Here is a 22,267-nt window from a genome sequence, read left to right as displayed (position 1 = left end):
ATACCTATTCACAGATGCACTACTTTTCACCAAAAATAAAATTATTTATCTATATTGGTGCGTTTTTTGCATAGCACAGTGCATCAAAATGAGCTTCCTTAAGATGGCTCAAGTTCTTTAGATTCGATAAATCCATTTTGGTGCAAAAAATGATCATTTATTTTGCATAAAGATTGGATTTAGCACTTATATCGAGCATGTTATGCAAAACGTAAACATCTTCTTTCTATTACTTGGTGCCGTATTGGTGCTTGCAATGCACGCAGGATTTGCATTCCTCGAGTTAGGCACAGTACGCCACAAAAACCAAGTCAATGCACTCAGTAAAATCCTAACTGACTTCTGTATCTCAGCCATTGCCTACTTCTTCGTTGGCTATTGGATTGCCTATGGTCAAAACTTCCTTGTAACAGGCGAGCTGTTATCAGCCAATCATGGCTATGACCTAATGCGTTGCTTCTTTCTATTGACCTTTGCAGCCGCCATTCCAGCGATTGTTTCTGGTGGTATTGCAGAACGTGCAAAAATGCGTTCGCAAGCATTAGCGACTTTACTGCTGGTCGCCCTGATCTATCCATTCTTTGAAGGTATGATCTGGAATGGTAACTATGGTGTGCAAACGTGGTTAGAAAACCAATTTGGTGCACCCTTCCATGACTTTGCCGGCTCAGTGGTTGTTCATGCCATGGGCGGTTGGATTGCGCTAGCGGCAGTGCTGTTGTTAGGTGCTCGAAATGGTCGCTATAAAAAAGATGGTCGTGTCAGTGCTCATCCACCTTCATCGATTCCATTCCTAGCTTTAGGTTCATGGATTTTGATTGTTGGTTGGTTCGGCTTTAACGTGATGAGTGCGCAACGTGTCGAAGCCATCTCTGGACTCGTAGCCATCAACTCACTTATGGCGATGGCTGGTGGTACGTTGGCAGCCAACTTTATGGGTAGAAATGACCCCGGTTTCTTACACAATGGTCCGCTGGCAGGTCTTGTAGCAATCTGTGCTGGGTCGGATATTGTGCATCCAATTGGGGCATTGATGATTGGCGCATGTGCAGGTGCAATCTTTGTTTACTTCTTCACTTACACGCAAAACAAACTTAAAGTCGATGATGTACTCGGGGTATGGCCTTTACATGGTGTCTGTGGTGCTTTCGGTGCTGTTGCAGCAGGAATATTTGGTCAACAAGCACTTGGTGGTTTAGGCGGTGTTTCTTTTATTTCTCAATTGATCGGCACAGGTTTAGGGATTAGCGTTGCGTTGATTGGTGGCTTTATTGTCTATGGTTTATTAAAACTGACAATTGGCATCCGTTTATCAGCAGAAGATGAATATCGTGGTGCTGACCTTTCGATTCATAAGGTTTCAGCAAATTCTGACGAATCAATGTTCTAATTTTTTAATATTTTAAAGCGGCTTAATGCCGCTTTTTTTTGTGCCCTTTAAAAAATCTTTTGATTCAACTTATTTTCCTCTCCGCTGTCTCAGTGAAAGCAACATATCTATTCTAGATTCTCATAATGATTCGATACGCACTGCAATTTAATCTTATCTTTTGTACGGTCGAAAAAATATAAATCATGGCACACATTATGCTTTCTATTTCCTGCAATTTTTACTGTAATTCACAGATTTAAAAATTGCTTAATTCATCAATAGTTACTGGTAACAAAACCGTAAAGAATATCGCTTGAGCAACCGTATTGAAGTCTATTAATATGAAAACGAATGTATTTTTATACATATAAAAAGATATTAATTTTCATAAAAACTGACCGCTCAATAGTAACAATGACGAATGCGTCCATAACGATACAAAAGGAGTTTTGTACATGACACATAAACGCACCATGACCTCTCTACTTTGCGCAAGCGCTTTAATGTTCGGCTTAAGTGCTTGTAGTGACAACAAAGCACCCGCTGCTGGTGATAAAGCCACTGAAGGTGACACTTCCACATCAGGTACCTTAAACAAAATCAAAAGCTCGGGCACCATCGTGCTGGGCTATCGCGATTCGTCCATTCCATTTTCCTACATTTCTGGCAATCCAAATCAGCCTGTCGGTTATGCGCATGATCTACAGCTTAAAGTTGTAGAGGCCGTTAAGCAAAAACTCAACATGCCTGACCTGAAAATCCGCTATAACCTCGTCACCAGCCAGAACCGTATTCCGTTGGTGTCGAATGGCACGGTGGATCTGGAATGTGGCTCTACCACGAATAATAAAGAGCGACAGCAACAAGTCGATTTCTCTATCGGTTTCTTTGAGGTCGGCTCAAGACTGTTAACGGCGAAGGATTCAGGAATTAAGGATTTTGCCGATTTAAAAGGTAAAAAACTGGTTACGACCGCAGGCACCACATCTGAGCGCTATATTCGCCAGCATCAACAAGAATTAGGAATTGGTGAAATCATTTCAGCCAAAGACCATGCTGAGTCATTCCTCATGCTGCAAAATGGTCGTGCTGTCGCGTTCATGATGGATGATATTTTGCTTGCTGGTGAAAAATCTAAAGCCAAAGACCCAAATAAATGGGATATCGTTGGAACTGCACCTATTCAAGAAATTTATGGCTGTATGCTGCGCAAAGGCGATACAGGCTTTAAACAGGTGGTCGATGACGCAATCAAAGCGACTTATGCTTCAGGCGAAATCAATCAAATGTATGAAAAATGGTTCCAGCAACCGATTCCACCTAAAAACATTAACCTGAATTTTGAGATGTCTGATCAACTAAAAGCGTTAATCAGCAATCCGCATGATCGAGATCAGTAGACCTCTTGCATAAATCTCTTTTATTTCTCCCGATGGAAGAAATAAAAGAAGAGTAAAACTTATGAAAGAGATCGAGTCATTTATCTTCGATAACTAAAATATTATTGCGGAACCGGGGAACAATGGATGTTCTCCCGCTTCTTCTCAGGAGTTATTATGAATTATAGCTGGAACTGGGGAGTTTTGTGGCAGTCTACAGGTGTGGGAGATACCACTTACCTGAACTGGATTATAACGGGTCTGGGATGGCTGGTGGTTATTGCTGTGGTGGCATGGACCATTGCCATGCTTCTTGGCAGCATCCTTGGCATCATGCGTACGCTCCCGAATAAAACAGCCAGAGCCATAGGTACGGCCTATGTCACTCTGTTTAGGAATGTTCCTTTACTCGTTCAATTATTTATTTGGTTTTATGTGGTTCCCAACTTCCTGCCTGCGCCAATTAAAAACTGGTGGATGAGTGATCTTGGTGCCAATACTACAGCATTGATTTCTGCCAGTATCGGACTAGGCTTGTTTACCGCGGCACGTGTCTGCGAACAAGTTCGGACGGGCATTGAAGCCTTACCCCAAGGTCAGATCAATGCCGGTTATGCCATGGGTTTTTCGACGGTGCAATTGTATCGCTATGTGATTCTGCCGCAGTCATTTCGTACCATTTTACCCCCGCTTAGTTCAGAGCTAACCAACTGCGTAAAAAACACTTCTGTGGCTTCTCTGGTTGGGGTTGCTGAAATTATTTCGCAGATGAAAACCATCAGTGAATACACCCAAAACACCATCGAAATTTATACCTTTGTCACCCTGATTTTCATTGTCATCAATGTCTGTCTGATTTCTGCAATGAGTCTACTGGAAAAACGTCTGCGTATTCCTGGTTTAATTTCAGGAGGGAAGTAGTATGGAATGGCTTACTTCTTTTCTAAATGATTTGCAGCAATCTGGACCTGCGCTCTGGCACGGTTTCAGCATCACCTTAAAAGTGGTGGTCATTGCCACCATTGGCGGTATTATCATTGGTACGCTGCTCGCGCTGATGCGTCTATCTTCGATTAAAATCCTAAATCTGATTGCTCAGGCCTATGTGAACCTCTTCCGTTCCATTCCCCTGCTGTTGGTGCTGATGTGGTTTTATTTTGCCGTTCCGTTTATTTATACCGCGATCACAGGCAAATATCTGACCATTGATACCGCCCTCGTTTCCAGTATTGTGGCGTTTATGCTGTTTGAAGCCGCCTATTTTTCTGAAATTGTGCGTGCAGGTATTCAGTCGATTCCCAAAGGTCAGGCCGCAGCAGCGGCGGCATTGGGCATGAGTTATGGTCAATCTATGCGGCTGATTATTCTTCCTCAAGCTTTTCGTAAAATGACCCCGTTGCTGCTTCAACAGACCATTATTCTATTTCAGGATTCCACCATGGTATATGCCATTGGTTTGCTGGACTTTTTCAGAACAAATTATGTCCGTGGAGACTTAATGGCCTTGCTGACCCAATATATTTTATTTGCAGGGTTGGTGTACTTTACCGTCAGTGCCATTGCGACATTCGCAGTTAAACGTTTACAAAGGAGGTTACGTGTATGAGCGACAATAAAGTAATGATAGACCTCCAAAATGTCAGTAAGTGGTATGAAAAATTTCAGGTACTGACTGATTGCTCTACTCAAATCCGTCAAGGTGAAGTGGTTGTGGTGTGTGGTCCGTCTGGTTCTGGAAAATCAACCCTGATTAAAACCGTGAATGGTCTTGAACCTTTTCAGCAAGGTAAAATTATTGTGGATGGCATCCCCATTCATGATCCCAAAACGGATATGACCAAACTACGCAGTCGTGTAGGCATGGTATTTCAGCACTTTGAATTATTTCCACACTTGAGCATTACCGAGAACCTGACCATTGCGCAAATCAAGGTGCTTGGCCGCTCAGAAGCAGAGGCAAATAAGAAAGGACTGGCCTATCTAGATCGAGTTGGCTTAAGTGAACAAGCCGCCAAATATCCAGCCCAACTTTCAGGCGGTCAGCAACAACGTGTCGCGATTGCCCGCGCCCTATGCATGGACCCCATTGCGATGTTATTTGATGAGCCAACATCTGCACTTGATCCTGAAATGATCAATGAAGTGCTTGATGTTATGGTTGGACTTGCTAAAGAAGGCATGACCATGATGTGTGTCACCCATGAAATGGGCTTTGCTCGTCAGGTTGCCAATCGCATTATTTTCATGGATCAAGGGAAAATTGTGGAAGACTGTTCCAAGGATGAATTTTTTGGCACCCCACGTGGTGAACGTGCTCAACAGTTTCTTGATAAAATTTTGCACTGATATTTTTTTAAAATACCAAACGCTAATAAAGCAGCCCCCTTGGGCTGCTTTATACTGAAATAAGATCAAATGATTTATCTTCTGATCAATCACATCACTAGATGTATTTTCAATTCCGTAAATGAACCACAATATGATAAAGTGACTGCTGATTGAAATGGATATGATGACTTAGGAATAGATTGCTGCCAATGGATGACTTTCAAAAATTCTTAGAAACCACTGTTATCACTCAACAAGATTCAATCCAAGCATACGAATTAAGCACGGGTAAAGTCTGGTTAAAGAAAGCGTCTGAACGTCATGGGTTGTGGTTATATACTCCTTTAAAATGGTTAGCCAAAATATTTAACCTTGGTGCCATGATCCCTGTACCCAATCAAGGTGGGGCTGCTGCGATTCAATGTGAATATAAACGTATCCAACAACTCAAAATACTCGGGATTTCTACCCCGAATGTTTTAGCACTATCTGAAAAAGGGATTTTATTAGAAGATATTGGCTCGCAACATCAAAGCAAGGTTCAACAGCTTGACCAAACCTTAGCTAGTCTTAAAAGCAATCATGAAGCACAGTTTTTATTATTTACTCAAGCCATCCAAGCTATCCAAACTCTGCATTTGAAGGATGGATATTTAAGTGAAGCTTTTGCTCGTAATATTTTAGTCGATAAACAAAATCAGTTTAGTTTTATTGATTTTGAAACAGACCCACTTGATGTACTTAGCCTACATGATTGTTTTGTTCGAGACTGGTTGCTGTTTATTTTTTCAACTGCTTATCATTTTGAGTTTGAAAAATTAACTGAAGCGAGCCAAATTTTTCATAACGCTTTGCAAACTGAACCACAAGTCTATAAAGATATCTGTAAGGTCGGCAAACGCTTAAATTGGGTATTGCGCTTCAAAGTCAGTAAAGTGGGTAATGATGGAAAGCGCATTCAAAAGTGTGTGTTATTTCTACGTTATTTAAGAGATCACGCCGAATCCACAACGAGCTAAAAAAGACTTTATTTATTTTCTAGCATCAAGTTTTGTGCTTATTTCATACAATTCTAGTTTCTTTGGTAATTTAACCAATACTGATAAACCACCCAAATCAAGACTTTTCGATAACGTCAAAACGCCGCCTAAGCGTTGAGTCGCCTTATCGACAATCGAAAGTCCAAGGCCACTCCCCACTTCTAAATGATGGTGGATACGATAAAAGCGTTTCAATACTTCATCGTATTTTTCTGGCTCAATCCCAGCACCACTGTCTTCGATTTGGATATAAGCTAAGTCATCCGTATCACTAAAAACCGAAATATTAATAATGCCCTGATTAGGCGTGTACTTAATCGCATTGTCGATCAAATTAAATATAATCGAGTGTACCGTGGATTCAAGACTCTGCATCTCAATCAATTCATTGTGTACAAAACCTAAATCGATTTCTTTTTGCATCGCTAAATTGACCAATTGCTCAACACAGTTGAGCGCGACATCATTCAAGCGAAATTGTGTATTCGGCTCAATCAAACTCAGAGCCACGTCTTGTTTCGCCAGTGCTAAAAGCTGTGTGACCAAATGTTGGATTCGCGCTAAACCTTTACTTAGATTTTGTAAGGCATCATGTTCAGGAAACTGCTTAATCAAAATTCGCGTTTGTAAATTCAATGCAGTTACAGGGGTTCTCAGCTCATGTGCGGCATCCGCAATAAATTGTTTCTGCTCAGTTTGAGCATGTTGAATCCGCTCAAATAAACGATTCATTTCTTCAATCGTCGGCATAAGCTCTTGAGGATAATGATCACTATTAATCGGTGCGAGTCCATCCGAATCACGCTGAGTAAGTTCTGTCTTAAAATCATCCAAAGGCTTTAAGTTCAAACTAATAATAAAAGCCAAAACCAAGATCGCAATCGGCAATAACAGCAAATATGGCATAAACATACTGCCCGCCAACTCCCACGCAAAGGTTTGGCGCACACTTTCACGTTGACTGACTTGAATCTGATAGTGTTTAAGCGGAATGATATAAACACGCCAGTTCCCTTGATTGGTCTGCTGACTATAAAAACCAGCTTGTTTGACTGGCGGAAGCAATAACTGACTTGGATCAGATAAATGGTTGTGATCTTGATATGCCCAAATATCAACAAGTAGCGCTTCTTTATGATAATAATAGATTTCGTGCGATTCGATACGACTCGCCATACTTGGCACTGGACGAGTTGCGGATTGCTCTGCCATATACTGCATTTGCGTATCTAAAATCTTATCGACTTCATGCAACGAAATTTTGTAGGCGGCTAAAATCAATACACAACCCAACAATAGACTGAAAATCGAGGTTCCCCAGATCAGTCTTTTCTTGAGCGAATAATGCTTAGCCTTTTTCATCACGTTTATGCTTGCCCCAAACGATAACCCAAGCCACGTATGGTGCGAATAAAATCTTTGCCCAGCTTGGCACGCAAATGATGTACATAAACCTCAATGGTATTACTGGTCACTTCACTATCAAAATCATATAACTTATCTTCAAGATTTACTTTAGAGAAGATTTTATTGGGATGTGTGACCATCGGGATTAGAATCGCCCATTCACGATTAGACAACTCGATTTGTTGCCCCTTAAAGGTCGCCAAATGTTGTTCCACATCGAGTACCAACTCACCACATTTGAGTAGCTGCGACTGATTTTTTAGCTGAGCAGTATCCGAATGCCCTCTCCGCAATAATGCATGAATCCTTGCCAGCAACTCATCGAACTCATAAGGTTTAACCAAATAATCATCTGCACCTTGATTCAAACCATCCACACGGTTTTGCAATTGATCTCGTGCTGAAATAATTAATACTGGAATCGAAGTACGCTGACGAAGTTGTTTAAGAATCTGCATCCCATCCATCAAAGGCAAACCTAAATCCAATAACACCAAATCAAAAGCATGTTTGCTCAATAAAGCCAAGCCATCTACGCCATTGTTGACCCACTCCACATCAAACTGATGATATTGCAATAGCGTCAAAGTTGACTCTGCAATCATAAAATCATCTTCTATCATCAAGATTTTGGTCATGATTTCATCTCACCTTATGGATTCAAACATGTATCTAACATGTCATTTTTAGGGTTAATTATCTTACTTTTAATATCCAACAAGCTCAGTATGGTTGGAAATAAATTATCTTGGCTAAGCTCATCTTTGGCTTGCTGAGCGAGACACTGTACTTGTTTTTTTGCGTGTTGTTTCCATGCGTCAGAAAACCACATCAACATCGGGATATGCGTTTGTTGGGTGGGTGCAATCGCATAAGGCGCACCATGTAGATACATACCGCTTTCACCCGTTGACTCACCATGATCTGATAAATACCATAAAGCTGTTTGATATTGCGTTGTATTTTTTAGTGTTTTAATTAAAACATCTAAAATATGATCGGTATAAAGCAAACTGTTGTCATAACTGTTAATCAATTGTTCTCGTGTACACCCTTGAATGGCATTGGTTTCACAGGTTGGGTTAAACACTTTAAATTGTGGCGGAACACGTCTGTAATAGGCTGGCCCATGGCTGCCGATTTGATGGAGTACGATTAATCGTGGTTGCTTGTCCTTTTGATCAAGTGCAGCTAAATATGCTTTTAGGCTATCAATCAAAATACCATCAAAACATTCACCCTCATTACACCACTTCTGTTGTAAAGATTCAGGGATTTTAAACTGTTCAACACGATCACATGCCCCTTTACAGCCAGAATTATTATCAATCCAAGTGACTTGATAACCTGCGCGCTTTGCTATATCCAATAAGCCTTCGCGGTGACTCGCAAGCTGTTCATCATAGGCTTTTCTTGGCATGCCTGAAAACATACATGGAACGGAGACTGCCGTGGCTGTACCGCATGAACTGACTTGAGAAAAGTTTAGAATATCTTGCTTGGAGAGTTTTGGATTGGTCTCTTTTTCATAACCATTCAAGGAAAAGCTTTCGGCGCGTGCAGTCTCACCCACGACCAACACCATCAATTTCGGCAATGTTGATACACTCTTTGCCTGCATAATCGCGTCTTCACCATAGCTTAGCAACGCTAAATTCTGTTTCGGTGCTTTGTGCTTATAATACGATGCAACAGATGCGATCAGATTTTGTGGTGAAATCATTTCTTTCAAATCACGATTTTCACGAAAGATCGCTGAAAAATCGACATAAAAGATAAACAGTAAACCCGTAATCAATAGCAACGAAAGTACAAGAGAAACTGCTTTTTTCCAGATTTGTTGAAGAAACGATTCTGACTTCAATGTCACGGACAAAATCACAATAGTGGGCAATACCACCATGCCTAAGCCCCATACCACCAAATCCCAAGACCATATATCACGCACTTCTGCGATATCGGTTTGCATCAAATTCTGGATTTGATCTGGCGTGATCAACACCCCTAAACTCGTCACTACATAGGAGGCAAAGCCACCCATCACCACCAATACAATCGCAAGCGGCTTAGCCGTCCATGTCCAACTGAAAATCTGCAAAATAAAGTAATATGTGGCTGCAACCACAATCACCGAAGCAGTGATGAACAATCCTGACTTGATCCCAGTATATGGCGTTAGTGCCTGTATTTTTTCGTAGAATACAATATTCAAAAAAACACCTAACCAAATTGCAAGCATCAGATTGAATGCAAATAGTGAGATGGTCTTGGTCTTGATTTCCTGTGGCGGCATCACATTGTAAAATTCGATTTCTAAGCTGTTTAAATATAATTTAAGAAACTTAAAAATGACTTAAAGCTCTCTACGAAACTGGTGGCTTTTTATATAAACAAAAAAGTCGAGGTTAAAGTTAACCTCGACTTTTTATAACTTAAGTTTTGATCAATTTTAGAAGCTGTATTTAGCCATCAAGCCAACACGATTATCTTTATAAGACTTGCCATCGAAAGTTTCACGTTTACCATTGATATACTCTACCCCCATATCAATAGGTTTTACTGGCGTATAGATAAAGTTGATCCAAGCTTGTTGGACTTTTTCATTGGCGGTAGCATTGGCTTTGGCATAGTCTGTACCATCATCGGCGAAGTGAGCACCGTATGCTAAAGTCGAACGCAAGTTCGGTAAAATCTTATAGGTTCCACCTACCTGCACTGCGATTACTTCATTCTGCTCAATATCATTATTCACTACTGTATAAGCAGTGTTGCTACCATATAGATAACTACTATTACCCACGACATAAGAGGCATCAGCAAAAAGCTTCAACGGGTCAGCAACTTTAAAGTCGGTACCTACAGCAATCCCCCAACCAGTTTTATCATCACCCGCATTTTCTGATTTATAGTTTTCAACTAAAGCCCGCGCTGAAGCAGAACCTTTACCTTCTGCATAAGCTTGCGTCACTTTAGCAGTCAACACAGGTAATCTATACTTAACTTTATCATCAGTTGCTGAGCTATCGCCTTCTTCTGCTGAAACAAGTAATTGTGTAGTCGGGCTCAATTTGTAGTTATAACGTACTTGCGGAAGACGCTTTGTACCACCACCAATGTTGGTGGAGAAGTCAATCATTTCAGGTGCGTGGCTCGACAAGAAGTTAGAAGTCGTTTGACCAAAAAGCCAGTTGTTATAAGTTAAGTATGCATGGCGGATACGTAATGCTTCATTGGTGCCCGCGAAGTCTACTTCAACCTTCCCCCCAACCTTCGCATCACCAACTGGCGTGGTAAAATCTAAACCAAGACGCGTTGTTTTGGCTGTGGCTCGTAATTTATCTTTCGTTTCGCCAGTTGACTTACTTACAGCATTAAAATCATCGTCTGCACCTTCAATTATGTAGTTCGCATCTCCCCGAACAAAACCATATAGGCTCACATCAGCACCTGTCTTAGATTTTAACGAAGCTAATGGAGAAACGGGTGCAGTTGCTTGAGGTTGTGTTTTAACTTCAGCTAACTGTACTTGCTGTTGTTGCTGTACTTGTTGCTGTACTTGTTGCTGCTGTTGCTGCACTTGTCGTTGTTCTTGAACTAAAGCTTTTAATGCTTCAACTTCTTGACGAAGCTTTTGAATTTCTTCTTTATCCGAAGCTGCCGCATGTGCTCCACTCATCATCAAAGCGGTGACCGTAAGCGCTAAGCCTTTAATTACAAATGATTTATCATTAAAAAATAGTTCCATCAAAAACTCCTAATCTATATTTTATATTGCCTATCCATGCTAAGTTGATCTGCACTATTCCTAAGAACTGAAGAACCAACTGTCTTCCAAAGTATTGAGTTGCATGGATTTGGTTACTAAGTTTCTACCCTTACTTCTTTGAGTAACAAATCCTACACAGCACCTTTATCTTACAGAACGATTAAAAAATTATTTCATTATTCTTATTTAGACTTTAGGCTAATACCCAAGGGCGATGAGGTCTTGTAAATTTACTTAGCTATTCACATGATTTTACTAATTGTAGCTACACCACTCCTTTTGTTTTTTTTATTCCTAATTCACATAAGTTATGTGTAGGGTCTGTTGACATTTCACAGATGCTTGCGACAGTGGACATTTTTTAGATGGTACAAGGCATGTTTTTCGAAATTTAGTCATTCTAAATGAGAAAGACATAACGTAGTAACAGCAAAAAATGTCCCTGTCCCATAGGGTTATGGCTAAAACTTCCCCAAACTTCGTTACGAAACTTGACAAGGGGATCGCCATTGCCTGCGTTTCATGCCTTGTTTGAGTCGTTTTTGCCTATAACGCAATGCATGGCTGAAATGTCAACAGACCCTAATTAAACTTGTATTTAAATGGCTAAAACATACACTTCACAGCATGCTTAAAAAGCATATCCAAAATATAAAAATGAGTCACCATCAACATTAAAATATTTTATTTCAAATACTTATGATTATTTTTATGTAAAACTATTTTTTTCCACAAGTAAATCGGCATTAATGTAAATACACTAACAATCACAATAATAATCAAATAATGGTAATAACCAAATAAATCCCCCAGTACACCACTGACCATGTACAGTGAGCCGCTTACTGTCGCCATAATCGACACCTGAAAAGTAAAATCTGTTCCTGCAAATGCTTTGCGACTGTATTGCATAATCAAAGTCAACATCACCACCAGCAGCATCGCAGAACAGGCATCTTCAAATGCATTGACTGCATATAACCACACAGGGCTAAGCTGATATTGCTGTTCATAGGCAAATGCTAAAAACACATAACCGATTAAACTACTGATTTTTAAAACTGAGAAAAAAATCAAGGCTGAGGGTCTGGAAACAGATCGAAGTAATACACCTGCAAGCCCTGCTCCGATGAGTGCCGCAACAGCACCAAACATGGTGATGTAAACCCCAATCTGCGAAAAGCTTAAACCCATATCAACCATTAAGGGTTTTAATAATGGCCCAGATAAACCATCTGCAACTTTAAAGCTCACTAAAATAATCAACCATGCTTTTAACTCTGCGGATGATTTAAAATAATTCAAATAGTTTTTAATGGCTTGAATAACCGGAGTTGCAACTGCTTCAGGGTTATTTTGTTTGCTGGAATGTATTGGTTCTTGAAAAAACAAAACAGGCAGCGTTTTCAAAAAAACCAATCCAGCCAATGTCAAAAAAGTCGCTTGCCAGTGTAGCCAGTCTAAGCCCCAAAGCACGGCCCCACCACCCACAATAAAACCAAGTCGCGAACCGATCACTTGAAAAGTGTTGCCCCAATGTTGCTGATCACTTTTTAGTAAATTTACAGCCAACGCATCTGTTGCAATATCTTGGGTTGCACCCGTTAGATTCATTAGAAAGAGTAATGCAAAGAAAATGAGTAAATAACTCTGTTGATCCAAGCTTTGGATCGGGAAAAATGAAAGGATAATTAGGATAATCACACTGCATAATTGCGTTGGGATGATCCAACTGCGGTACTGCCCTAAGCGCGACAATCCGATTCGATCAACAAAGGGTGCCCAAAAAATTTTAATCGCCCAAGGCAACATCAACAGACCAAAACCGCCAATATGTGCCAATGACACCCCTTGTGCTCTTAAAATCACAGGCAAAGCATGCGTCATAAAGCCAACAGGTAATCCCTGTGCCCAATATAAAGAAAATAACAGGACATAAACCTGCCGCATATTCGGCATTATTTGCATTCCTTTAGAGATCAATCAGCGCGCCTAAGTATCTAATTCTTCCAGCATGGTGACAATAAAATCTTATTTTTTGCCAATGCAGCCGATTTAATCAGCGTTTAACATAAAATAAGTTGTCATTATATATCTTCATTTATGCCACAACATTTTCCTGATTTACCACCACTCGTTCCACAACGCGGAACCGCGTCTAGTCGTGCCTTATGTAAAAAACTTTTTCTTCGCCAAGGCTGGAAGATCATAGGCGAAATCCCCAATCTCCCCAAAGCCGTTGCGATTATCTCACCACATACCTCGAATATTGATGGATGGTATGGTTTTCTAGCCATCGGCGGTCTAGGTTTAAAAGTCACTGTTTTAGGCAAAGATACTTTATTTAAACCGCCCTTTAAAGCTTTTCTCAAATGGGCTGGACTAGTGCCTGTACATCGTGACACTGCCCACGGTCTGACTGAGCAAGTGGTTGCGACTATTCAACAATACGACAGAATATGGGTCGGGATGGCGCCAGAAGGCACACGGAAAAAAGCGGAGAAAATGAAAAGTGGTTTTTATCATATTGCACATGCGGCTAGTATCCCGATCGTCATGTTTGCCTTTGATTATGATCACAAAACTATTTATAGCTTAGGTGCTTTCACACCAACAGGACGTTATCAGCAAGATCTTGAGCAAATCATACAACGCTATGTTGGTCACTTCTCTCCAAAGAATCCAGAATGGCTGGCCGAGCCATTACAAAAACTTGTGAAAAAAAACTAGAAAAAAAAGGGCAAATCTGATCTGATGTGCCCTTCCAATTGGTTAATTTATCTACACTCGATATGAATATTGCTCGACTGTCTTGTTTGGCACTTGTTAGCTTCACATTATTTGGCTGTGATCCCACTGCAAAAAAAACTGTCCCTACTCCAACGATTCAAGCGCGTGAGCCTGTCATTGCGATCGCTTTGGGTGGCGGTGGTGCGAAAGGCTTTGCCCATATAGGTGTAATTAAAGTACTGGAGTCACATGGGATTAAACCCAAAATTGTGACGGGAACCAGTGCTGGTAGCTTTGTTGGTAGTATTTATGCCAGTGGACAAACGCCTTATCAAATGCAAAATCTTGCACTCAAACTGCAAGAGTCTGATATCCGCGACTTAACCCTTAATAGCCAAGGATTCGTTCTAGGTCAGAAGCTACAGAATTACGTCAACACACAAATTGGCAACAAACCGATTGAGAAGTTTCCAATCCGTTTCGCAGCCGTTGCAACACGCTTAGATAATGGTAAAAAAGCTGAATTTATCAAAGGCAATGCGGGTCAGGCTGTACGTGCCTCTTGTAGTATTCCAAACGTATTTGTACCTGCGCTCATCGGCAACACCAAATATGTTGATGGTGGTTTAGTCAGCCCAATCCCTGTTAAAACAGCAAAAGATATGGGTGCTGATATTGTGATTGCAGTCGATATTTCTGCTCGCCCAACGGGTGATAAGCCTTTGAGCATGTGGGGGCTGTTAGATCAGACCATTAATATTATGGGGCAACACAGTATTAATGAAGAACTCAGACAAGCGACTGTGGTCATTCAACCCAAAGTAGGACATTTAGGTGTGCTTGATCTAAAATCGAGTAATCAAGCCATCCTAGAAGGCGAGAAAGCCGCTCAAGCGAAGATCGTCACCATTCAAAATGCAATCACTGCTTTTAAGAAGTCACCTGCTGCATTAAAGCCTGCTCCAGCGCCTAAATTCTAAAAAAACAATCTTTTTATATTCATAAAGATAATGATCTGCTAGAGTATTGGAGGTGAATATTTATTCACCTCCAATACTTTAATAATGCGAGCAAATCTATGGAGTTTGTAGTTGAACCTTGGCACTGGTTTGTATTAGGGATTTTACTGATTCTTTCAGAATTGATCATACCTGCATTCGCCGCTTTATGGTTCGGCATCGCAGCAGTCATGGTCTGCATTTTATTGTGGCTTTTCCCGATGATGGGCTTTCCAACGCAGGTCATTACTTGGGGCATTTTATCTATTTTATGCACCATTCTTTGGTTCAAATTTATCAAGCCACTTTCAATAGATAAAACCAAAGCAGGACTATCTCGTGAAGCGACTATCGGGCAAGTTGGGATGGTCATCCAAACTGGGCTTGAGCACGAACAAATTTTAGTCCGCTTTTCACTCCCTGTATTGGGTTCTGATGAATGGCATTGTCGCTGTACGACACCAGTAAAAGTAGGCGATCGCGTTCGCGTTATTGATATTTTGGGCAATGATTTAGTCGTCCAACCACATTGCACTTCATAAACAAAAAAGAGGGTTTCAAATGTCTGTCGGTACTATAGTTGTCATTGCGTTTTTAGCATTTGTTGCGACAACCATTTTCAAAGGGGTACGTCTCGTTCCTCAAGGTTACAAATGGATTGTTCAACGATTGGGTAAATACCATACCACTTTACGTCCTGGTCTAAATTTCGTTATTCCTTATATTGACGAAGTCGCTTATAAAATCACCACCAAAGATATTGTTTTGGATATTCCGTCGCAAGAAGTGATTACTCGTGACAATGCTGTTTTAGTGATGAATGCTGTGGCATATATCAATATTACAACACCTGAAAAAGCAGTCTATGGTATTGAGAACTATACTTGGGCGATTCAGAACATGGTTCAAACTTCACTTCGTTCAATCGCTGGTGAAATGGCTTTAGATGATGCTTTGTCTTCTCGTGATCAGATCAAGGCAAAACTTAAAGCAGCCATTTCTGATGATATTGCAGATTGGGGAATTACCCTTAAAACTGTTGAGATCCAAGATATTCAACCATCACATACCATGCAATCTGCAATGGAAGCTCAAGCAGCTGCTGAACGTCAACGTCGTGCAACCGTAACCAAAGCTGATGGTGAGAAACAAGCGGCGATCTTAGAAGCGGACGGTCGTTTAGAAGCATCTCGTCGTGATGCAGAAGCACAAGTTGTTCTTGCTGAAGCATCAAAACGTGCCATTGAAATGGTAACAAGTGCTGTTGGTGACAAAGAAACGCCTGTCGCTTACTTGCTTGGTGAACAATATGTGAAAGCAATGCAAGAGTTAGCTAAATCAAGCAACGCCAAAACTGTGGTATTGCCTGCTGACGTCTTGAATACGATTCGTGGATTGATGGGTAAACACTAAACTTGTCTCTACCGATATCCTCAAAAACAGCCTACGGGCTGTTTTTTTATTGGTCCTTCAAACGTTTTTGATCTTTGAGTGGAAGCTTTTTCACGACGAGCGTATAAGAATCATGAATCAAATCGGTTAGTAGGTCGTAGCTGAGTAAATCGTTTGCAACAATAGAAATCCAGTGTTTTTTATTCATGTGATAGCCAAGTTTAATAAAAGAATATAATTCTTGGTATTCTAGAATCTTATATGGATCACATTTTACATTGACCATTTTGACACCATTCACCTCGGCCGTGAGCAAGAAGATTTTACCTAAAATCTTAAAAACTTCATAATCAGGTCCGAAAGGCTGGGTATGCTGAGCAAAAGGAAGTTGTGCTGCAATCTCTAGTGCCTCTTGATGTAACTGCTCTCCATTCATGAGACGCTCCTCGATCAATTTATCTCAATCGGCAAGATCATTAAAATGACAAACAATTAGCTTTTTCGTGCAAGCAGAAAATGTGAAATCTCCAACAACTCCCGAGCTTGATCACCAAAATGTGCTAATGCCTCAAAAGCTTGATCATGTAAAGTTTGGGCATAGGCTTGAGCTTGTTCTAACCCCATAAGCGCAGGATAAGTCGATTTCTGAACTTGCTCATCTTTACCTGCGGTTTTACCCAAGGTTTCAGTACTTGCAGTAATATCTAGAATATCGTCTTGCACTTGGAAAGCCAAACCAATTGCTTGTCCAAACTGACGTAATTTGGGGATGGCTTGATCTGTACCTGAAAAAATCGTCACAGCCCCCATCATAATCGCTGCTTGAATCAAAGCACCTGTTTTATTACGGTGAATATTCTCTAATTCAATTTGATCGATCTTTTTACCTTCAGCTTGTAAATCTAAGACTTGTCCGCAAACCATTCTTGAGCTGGCTGTTGCTAAAATTTGGACTTGTTTCAGCACAATCGTTGAATCAGCTCCCTGCCCTTGCTCATCGAACAAACGACTGCCCAAAATCTCAAATGCCATCGACTGCAAAATATCACCCGCCAATAAGGCAGTATCTTCACCAAAAGCGACATGACAAGTTGGTTGTCCACGGCGCAATAAATCATTATCCATACAGGGCAAATCATCATGTGCCAAGGAATAGCAATGAATCAGCTCTACCGCAACAGCCGCACGTCGAGCAGCGGCAAAATTAGAGTTGGGTTGCAATGAAGCAGTCGCATAACACAAAGCAGGACGAACTCGCTTGCCACCTAACATCACCGTATGATGGACGGCTGCTTTTAAGGGTTCTGGGATGGAAAATGCAGCCAATGCGGTCAATAAATCTTGTTGAATACGTTGTTGAGCTTTTTTTAAAACATCCGCATTAACTTGAGAAATAGATGACACAATAGCCTCGGGAAATCTGAATGGAAGAATAAAATGACAAGACTCACCAGCTCGTCAGAATAGCGATATCATAGCATTATTTATTTGGATAGGCGGGTTTGTATCTTGTCCCTTTTAAATAATAAAACCTCCAAATATGGAGGTTTTATAGTAATGCGATAGTGACAGTTTAAAATGTATCACCAGGTACACGTACCCAACCTTCCATCAACACACGCGCACTACGGCTCATAATGGCTTTTTTAACAGCCCATTTATCATTAACCCACTCAGCTTGAGCACCAACACGAAGCGTGCCTGATGGATGTCCGAAACGAACCGCTTCACGCGCGCCACCACCGGCAGCTAAATTGACTAATGTACCGGGAATCGCAGCTGCAGTACCAATCGCCACCGCAGCAGTTCCCATCATGGCATGATGTAGTTTACCCATAGAAAGCGCACGAACCAGTAAATCAACGTCAGCTGCTTCAACAGTTTTACCACTTGAAGATGGATATGTTTTTGGCTTAGATACAAAAGCAATCTTCGGGGTGTGCTGACGTGATGCAGCTTCAGAGATATCTTTAAACAGTCCCATTTGAACTGCACCATAAGCACGAATCTTTTCAAAACGAGCCAATGCAGCAGCATCCCCATTGATATGATCTTGTAACTCTGTACCTTGGTAACCAATATCTTCTGCATTGAGGAAAATCGTTGGAATACCGGCATTAATAAAAGTTGCTTGGAAAGTCCCAACGTCAGGAACAACGAGTTGATCAACGACATTTCCTGTAGGGAACATATCGCCACCTTCTTCACCATCATCAGCAGGATCTAAAAATTCAATTTGAACTTCCGCTGCGGGAAAAGTCACACCATCCAGCTCAAAATCACCAGTTTCCTGCACTTGACCATTAGTGATAGGTACATGCGCAATAATGGTTTTTTGGATATTTTTCTGCCAAATACGTACCGTACATATACCATTTTCAGGCATACGCTCTGCATCGACCAAACCATTTGAAATCGCAAATGACCCCACGGCAGCAGTGAGATTGCCACAGTTACCACTCCAATCTACAAAAGGTTGATCAATCGAGACTTGTCCAAATAAATAATCAACATCATGGTCTGGCTCAGAACTTTTTGCCAAAATTACGGTCTTACTTGTGCTTGAAGTTGCCCCGCCCATCCCATCAATTTGTTTTGCATAAGGATCTGGGCTCCCTATCACACGTAAAAGCAACAGATCACGCGCTTTACCAGCAACTTGTGCTGCTTCAGGTAAATCATCTAATTTAAAAAATACACCCTTACTTGTACCACCACGCATATAGGTTGCAGGGACTTTAATTTGTGGAACTGAACTCATGTTAATTTCATCCTTTTATCATGTTCATGGTACAAAATATTGCGTCTAAAGTTACTGCACAACGATTTAAAATGCCATATACCTTATTATTTTTTGGCGATCACTGTCAGTAGAAACTAAGCTATATCTTCCATATATCAAGATAATTAAACAATGGCATCAAAGCCAACAAACCCGGTTTAAACAACAAAGATGACATTTTACAGTCTACACTTCTATTAGACTTAAATTTACTATTCACTCAAATATAAGATTTTAAATGACTTTTTTAAACTACTTTCCAGTCATAGCCTTCCTGTACTTTTACTAGGCGAAAATCTTTCAATCTATTAGAATAATCCACTTATTCCTCGTCGAGCTCAGTCCTTTGAACAACGATTCCTCTCAACTTCAGCGTGGACTAAAAAACCGTCATATCCAACTCATCGCAATGGGTGGGGCAATTGGTACGGGGTTATTTTTAGGTTCTGCACAAGTGATCCAGTCTGCTGGACCATCTATTATTTTGGGTTATGCGATTGGCGGTTTGATTGCTTTTCTAATCATGCGTCAACTCGGTGAAATGATCGTCGAAGAACCTGTTGCAGGTTCATTTAGTCATTTTGCATATCAATATTGGGGTAAATTTCCAGGCTTTTTGTCTGGCTGGAACTATTGGGTCCTTTATATTTTAGTGGCGATGGCGGAACTCACCGCTGTCGCAAAATACATTAGTTACTGGTGGCCTCATATTCCTGCTTGGTCTTCAGTTTTATTCTTCTTTGTGGTCATCACCGCAGTCAACTTAACCAATGTCAAATTCTACGGTGAGTCAGAATTTTGGTTAGCAATCATCAAAGTCACCGCAGTGATTGCGATGATTCTTTTTGGTCTGTTCTTGATTGCAACTGCTGACGCAAATTCAACCGCTTCATTTAGTAATCTTTGGACCCATGGTGGCTTCTTCCCAAATGGTTTTGAAGGCTTATTTTTCATGTTGGCTTTCCTGATGTTCGCTTTTGGTGGTATTGAACTGATCGGAATGGCGGCGGCTGAAGCGAAAGATCCAAAGAAAACGATTCCGAAAGCCATTAACCAAGTCGTGTTTCGTATCCTGATTTTCTATGTCGGTTCATTAACGATTTTACTATCGCTTGTGCCGTGGAATCAGCTTGACTTAGGTGGTTTGGATAAAAGTCCATTTGTAATGATTTTTAGTCAAATGGGGATTGGTTGGGCTGCTCATTTATTGAATTTTATTATTTTAACCGCAGCGCTCTCGGTTTATAACAGTGGTATGTATGCCAATAGCCGTATGTTGTATAGCTTAGCAAAACAAGGCAATGCGCCAAAGGTTTTTGCCAAAACCAACAAACAAGGCGTACCGATCCCAGCTGTTTTACTTTCTGCATTATTGATCTTTGGCTGCGTACTCTTGAACTACTTTGTGCCAGAAGAAGCACTTGGTCATTTGATGTATGTGGTTGTCGGTGCTTTAGTTTTAAACTGGGCAATGATCAGCATTACTCATTTAAAATATAAACGTTATATTCTTCATGCGAACATCAAACCATCGTTCCCTGCTTTATGGTCACCTTTTAGTAACTATTTGGTATTAGCCTTCATTGCTGTGGTGCTTTATATCATGTGGCAGCAAGGCTTTAAAGAATCTGTCCTGATGATTCCAATTTGGATAACACTAATGTTAATTCTGTTTGACTATTTAAATCCTAAAGATTTGAATAGTGTTAAAAAGTCAGAAGACAATTAAAATAAGTTCAAAAGTGATTGCTTCGGCAATCACTTTTTTGTTTATAATCATTGCACTATGCGCTCATAGCTTAACTGGATAGAGCAGTTGCCTCCTAAGCGACCGACGTGGGTTCGAGTCCCGCTGAGCGTACCATTTTGATCAAGCAGCAACACGAATAGACATTTTTGAATATAGTATCAATAAATTAGCTGGCTAGTAATTCTCTAGCATTTATCAATAAATCCTGCTGATCAATATCGAAGGGATGAAAATTTTCTTTGTAAAATGCTAAATAGTCAGGTAATAAACGCCACATCATTTGTACTAGAACTAAAAGTGTTTGTGCATTTTTTAAGAGTTGCTCAGGCGAATATAAAGTATTTTTACGGTCTTGCCATACAAGGTGACTTGTCATCACTATGGTGCTACTGATAAACCCCACTGTAATTGTTCGCATACTTCTACGGCGCTGAGGCAGATTGGAAAAGATCTGCTGATATACATCAAATGCAACATGTTTATGCTCAATTTCTTCAACAGCATGCCAAAGCCAAAGATTTCTCATATTTTCGGATAAACCCTTGAACACAATGTTTGGATACTTAAGCATATAACCCGCCATCATCGCTGTAAAATGCTCAAGTGCAACCGTTGCTGCCAATTGACGACGCTGACTTAAGGTCCGTAAGCGAATCATTTCCTGCTCGTAAGCCTTTTCAAATTTTTTCAAATGATATTCGCTGCTTTGAACCAATTGATTGAACTGTTCATGAGCACGGGCATGATGTGCCTCTTGACCAATAAAACCTGAAATATCTTTTTGTAGTTGCTCATCACTAATTTGATCACGAACATTTCGAACAGTTTCTACAAAAAACCGTTCGCCCTGAGGAAAGCTCATGGATAATGCTGTGAGAAAATGTGACATCAAAGTCGATTCAGTATAATGCGTTTTAATTTTCTCCGCTTTGAATTGCGTTTGACGCACAGTAATTGTATTTATATCTTTTGACATCATGGCTTCCCTCGTCCATAAAGCTTTAACAAGCAATCACACGATCACCTTCACGGAGTTTATTAAGAAAAAAGTATAATCCCCAAAAACAAGCCAATAAGAAATCACTTCAGCGATATAAATGGCTCTTGAGACCTCAGTTAAGTTCCAAATTGGAACTAACAATTAAATTATAGCTTACTATACATACTGTCAATTTATTTTTAGAGTATTACCATAATTCGTCCTATAAAGACATTTTGTGACCTCATAGGAATTACGCCATAAAGAAAAAAATATATCTATTTTTTGCTCTAAAATATAAGCTAATCAACATTTTGATATTCAATCAAAAGTACATAATCCCC

The 22,267-nt window shown here is 40.5% G+C and carries 20 protein-coding genes and 1 tRNA gene; 12 read left to right on the top strand and 9 right to left on the bottom strand.

The window, feature by feature from the left end; all coding sequences use genetic code 11:
• The first annotated feature begins 202 nt into the window (after window positions 1–202).
• The 6 genes from F903_RS06175 (at window position 203) to F903_RS06150 (ending at window position 6,098) form a co-directional block, all read left to right on the top strand.
• Entirely contained in the window at window positions 203–1,390 is a 1,188-nt protein-coding gene (locus F903_RS06175; protein ID WP_005195516.1) for an ammonium transporter, read from the top strand.
• A gap of 437 nt (window positions 1,391–1,827) precedes the next feature.
• Window positions 1,828–2,772 carry a transporter substrate-binding domain-containing protein gene (locus F903_RS06170; RefSeq protein ID WP_005195515.1) on the top strand — a complete coding sequence of 315 codons (945 nt, stop codon included), beginning with the start codon at window positions 1,828–1,830 and terminating at the stop codon, window positions 2,770–2,772.
• A 156-nt stretch (window positions 2,773–2,928) separates the two neighbouring features.
• Window positions 2,929–3,672: an amino acid ABC transporter permease gene (locus F903_RS06165; RefSeq protein WP_004669289.1), complete on the top strand. Its 744-nt coding sequence runs from the start codon at window positions 2,929–2,931 to the stop codon at window positions 3,670–3,672.
• 1 nt (window position 3,673) lies between these two features.
• Entirely contained in the window at window positions 3,674–4,357 is a 684-nt protein-coding gene (locus F903_RS06160; protein WP_004669291.1) for an ABC transporter permease subunit, read from the top strand.
• A gap of 14 nt (window positions 4,358–4,371) precedes the next feature.
• A complete protein-coding gene (locus tag F903_RS06155; protein ID WP_171063413.1) occupies window positions 4,372–5,097 on the top strand; it encodes an amino acid ABC transporter ATP-binding protein in 726 nt (241 codons plus the stop codon).
• Between the two features lie 191 nt (window positions 5,098–5,288).
• The gene (locus tag F903_RS06150; RefSeq protein ID WP_005195512.1) at window positions 5,289–6,098 is read left to right on the top strand and encodes a BUD32 family EKC/KEOPS complex subunit; all 810 of its coding nucleotides are present in this window, start codon (window positions 5,289–5,291) and stop codon (window positions 6,096–6,098) included.
• Between the two features lie 12 nt (window positions 6,099–6,110).
• On the opposite strand, the gene F903_RS06145 is transcribed toward F903_RS06150, so the two are convergent.
• The 5 genes from F903_RS06145 to F903_RS06125 all read right to left on the bottom strand — a co-directional run bounded on the left by F903_RS06145 (window position 6,111) and on the right by F903_RS06125 (window position 13,251).
• Window positions 6,111–7,481: an ATP-binding protein gene (locus tag F903_RS06145; RefSeq protein WP_005195510.1), complete on the bottom strand. Its 1,371-nt coding sequence runs from the start codon at window positions 7,479–7,481 to the stop codon at window positions 6,111–6,113.
• Between the two features lie 5 nt (window positions 7,482–7,486).
• On the bottom strand, window positions 7,487–8,164 hold the full coding sequence (locus tag F903_RS06140) for a DNA-binding response regulator PmrA (protein WP_004669301.1): 678 nt from the start codon (window positions 8,162–8,164) through the stop codon (window positions 7,487–7,489).
• Window positions 8,165–8,178: 14 nt separating this feature from the next.
• On the bottom strand, window positions 8,179–9,819 hold the full coding sequence (locus F903_RS06135) for a phosphoethanolamine transferase (RefSeq protein ID WP_005195508.1): 1,641 nt from the start codon (window positions 9,817–9,819) through the stop codon (window positions 8,179–8,181).
• Window positions 9,820–9,975: 156 nt separating this feature from the next.
• Complete coding sequence (locus F903_RS06130) at window positions 9,976–11,271, bottom strand: DcaP family trimeric outer membrane transporter (RefSeq protein ID WP_005195498.1); 1,296 nt, start codon at window positions 11,269–11,271, stop codon at window positions 9,976–9,978.
• Window positions 11,272–11,976: 705 nt separating this feature from the next.
• Window positions 11,977–13,251 (bottom strand): MFS transporter, encoded by a 1,275-nt coding sequence (locus tag F903_RS06125; protein WP_005195496.1) that lies wholly within the window; start codon window positions 13,249–13,251, stop codon window positions 11,977–11,979.
• Window positions 13,252–13,395: 144 nt separating this feature from the next.
• Between F903_RS06125 and F903_RS06120 the strand changes: the two genes are divergently transcribed.
• The 4 genes from F903_RS06120 (at window position 13,396) to F903_RS06105 (ending at window position 16,433) form a co-directional block, all read left to right on the top strand.
• The gene (locus tag F903_RS06120; RefSeq protein WP_005195494.1) at window positions 13,396–14,022 is read left to right on the top strand and encodes a 1-acyl-sn-glycerol-3-phosphate acyltransferase; all 627 of its coding nucleotides are present in this window, start codon (window positions 13,396–13,398) and stop codon (window positions 14,020–14,022) included.
• A 62-nt stretch (window positions 14,023–14,084) separates the two neighbouring features.
• Window positions 14,085–15,002: a patatin-like phospholipase family protein gene (locus F903_RS06115; protein WP_005195491.1), complete on the top strand. Its 918-nt coding sequence runs from the start codon at window positions 14,085–14,087 to the stop codon at window positions 15,000–15,002.
• A gap of 98 nt (window positions 15,003–15,100) precedes the next feature.
• Window positions 15,101–15,562, top strand: coding sequence for an NfeD family protein (locus F903_RS06110; protein ID WP_005195490.1), 462 nt, complete (start codon window positions 15,101–15,103; stop codon window positions 15,560–15,562).
• Window positions 15,563–15,581: 19 nt separating this feature from the next.
• Entirely contained in the window at window positions 15,582–16,433 is an 852-nt protein-coding gene (locus F903_RS06105; protein WP_004669314.1) for an SPFH domain-containing protein, read from the top strand.
• Window positions 16,434–16,479: 46 nt separating this feature from the next.
• On the opposite strand, the gene F903_RS06100 is transcribed toward F903_RS06105, so the two are convergent.
• From F903_RS06100 to prpF, 3 genes are all read right to left on the bottom strand, one after another.
• Complete coding sequence (locus F903_RS06100) at window positions 16,480–16,848, bottom strand: MmcQ/YjbR family DNA-binding protein (protein WP_005195489.1); 369 nt, start codon at window positions 16,846–16,848, stop codon at window positions 16,480–16,482.
• Between the two features lie 56 nt (window positions 16,849–16,904).
• Window positions 16,905–17,816 carry a polyprenyl synthetase family protein gene (locus F903_RS06095; protein WP_005195488.1) on the bottom strand — a complete coding sequence of 304 codons (912 nt, stop codon included), beginning with the start codon at window positions 17,814–17,816 and terminating at the stop codon, window positions 16,905–16,907.
• Window positions 17,817–17,985: 169 nt separating this feature from the next.
• Window positions 17,986–19,173, bottom strand: coding sequence for a 2-methylaconitate cis-trans isomerase PrpF (prpF, locus tag F903_RS06090; RefSeq protein WP_005195487.1), 1,188 nt, complete (start codon window positions 19,171–19,173; stop codon window positions 17,986–17,988).
• Between the two features lie 367 nt (window positions 19,174–19,540).
• Here prpF and F903_RS06085 point away from each other — a divergent pair, with 367 nt between their 5' ends.
• Both F903_RS06085 and F903_RS06080 read left to right on the top strand, forming a co-directional pair.
• Window positions 19,541–20,923 (top strand): amino acid permease, encoded by a 1,383-nt coding sequence (locus tag F903_RS06085; RefSeq protein WP_005195486.1) that lies wholly within the window; start codon window positions 19,541–19,543, stop codon window positions 20,921–20,923.
• A gap of 59 nt (window positions 20,924–20,982) precedes the next feature.
• A tRNA-Arg gene (locus F903_RS06080) sits at window positions 20,983–21,058 on the top strand.
• A gap of 52 nt (window positions 21,059–21,110) precedes the next feature.
• On the opposite strand, the gene F903_RS06075 is transcribed toward F903_RS06080, so the two are convergent.
• Entirely contained in the window at window positions 21,111–21,920 is an 810-nt protein-coding gene (locus F903_RS06075; protein ID WP_171065213.1) for a metal-dependent hydrolase, read from the bottom strand.
• Window positions 21,921–22,267: the final 347 nt, after the last annotated feature.

The sequence above is a fragment of the Acinetobacter sp. NIPH 298 genome, assembly GCF_000369505.1.
In the GTDB taxonomy this organism is placed as follows: domain Bacteria; phylum Pseudomonadota; class Gammaproteobacteria; order Pseudomonadales; family Moraxellaceae; genus Acinetobacter.
The sequence above is the reverse complement of the archived record's forward strand: the minus strand, read 5'-3'. Positions and strand labels throughout refer to the sequence as shown.

What these genes read in the sequence shown, in the direction of transcription:
- F903_RS06175 (WP_005195516.1), top strand. Translation starts at nt 203, where the DNA reads ATGCAAAACGTAAACATCTTCTTTCTATTACTTGGTGCCGTATTGGTG.
- F903_RS06170 (WP_005195515.1), top strand. Translation starts at nt 1,828, where the DNA reads ATGACACATAAACGCACCATGACCTCTCTACTTTGCGCAAGCGCTTTA.
- F903_RS06165 (WP_004669289.1), top strand. Translation starts at nt 2,929, where the DNA reads ATGAATTATAGCTGGAACTGGGGAGTTTTGTGGCAGTCTACAGGTGTG.
- F903_RS06160 (WP_004669291.1), top strand. Translation starts at nt 3,674, where the DNA reads ATGGAATGGCTTACTTCTTTTCTAAATGATTTGCAGCAATCTGGACCT.
- F903_RS06155 (WP_171063413.1), top strand. Translation starts at nt 4,372, where the DNA reads ATGATAGACCTCCAAAATGTCAGTAAGTGGTATGAAAAATTTCAGGTA.
- F903_RS06150 (WP_005195512.1), top strand. Translation starts at nt 5,289, where the DNA reads ATGGATGACTTTCAAAAATTCTTAGAAACCACTGTTATCACTCAACAA.
- F903_RS06145 (WP_005195510.1), bottom strand. Translation starts at nt 7,481, where the DNA reads ATGAAAAAGGCTAAGCATTATTCGCTCAAGAAAAGACTGATCTGGGGA.
- F903_RS06140 (WP_004669301.1), bottom strand. Translation starts at nt 8,164, where the DNA reads ATGACCAAAATCTTGATGATAGAAGATGATTTTATGATTGCAGAGTCA.
- F903_RS06135 (WP_005195508.1), bottom strand. Translation starts at nt 9,819, where the DNA reads ATGCCGCCACAGGAAATCAAGACCAAGACCATCTCACTATTTGCATTC.
- F903_RS06130 (WP_005195498.1), bottom strand. Translation starts at nt 11,271, where the DNA reads ATGGAACTATTTTTTAATGATAAATCATTTGTAATTAAAGGCTTAGCG.
- F903_RS06125 (WP_005195496.1), bottom strand. Translation starts at nt 13,251, where the DNA reads ATGCCGAATATGCGGCAGGTTTATGTCCTGTTATTTTCTTTATATTGG.
- F903_RS06120 (WP_005195494.1), top strand. Translation starts at nt 13,396, where the DNA reads ATGCCACAACATTTTCCTGATTTACCACCACTCGTTCCACAACGCGGA.
- F903_RS06115 (WP_005195491.1), top strand. Translation starts at nt 14,085, where the DNA reads ATGAATATTGCTCGACTGTCTTGTTTGGCACTTGTTAGCTTCACATTA.
- F903_RS06110 (WP_005195490.1), top strand. Translation starts at nt 15,101, where the DNA reads ATGGAGTTTGTAGTTGAACCTTGGCACTGGTTTGTATTAGGGATTTTA.
- F903_RS06105 (WP_004669314.1), top strand. Translation starts at nt 15,582, where the DNA reads ATGTCTGTCGGTACTATAGTTGTCATTGCGTTTTTAGCATTTGTTGCG.
- F903_RS06100 (WP_005195489.1), bottom strand. Translation starts at nt 16,848, where the DNA reads ATGAATGGAGAGCAGTTACATCAAGAGGCACTAGAGATTGCAGCACAA.
- prpF (WP_005195487.1), bottom strand. Translation starts at nt 19,173, where the DNA reads ATGAGTTCAGTTCCACAAATTAAAGTCCCTGCAACCTATATGCGTGGT.
- F903_RS06075 (WP_171065213.1), bottom strand. Translation starts at nt 21,920, where the DNA reads ATGTCAAAAGATATAAATACAATTACTGTGCGTCAAACGCAATTCAAA.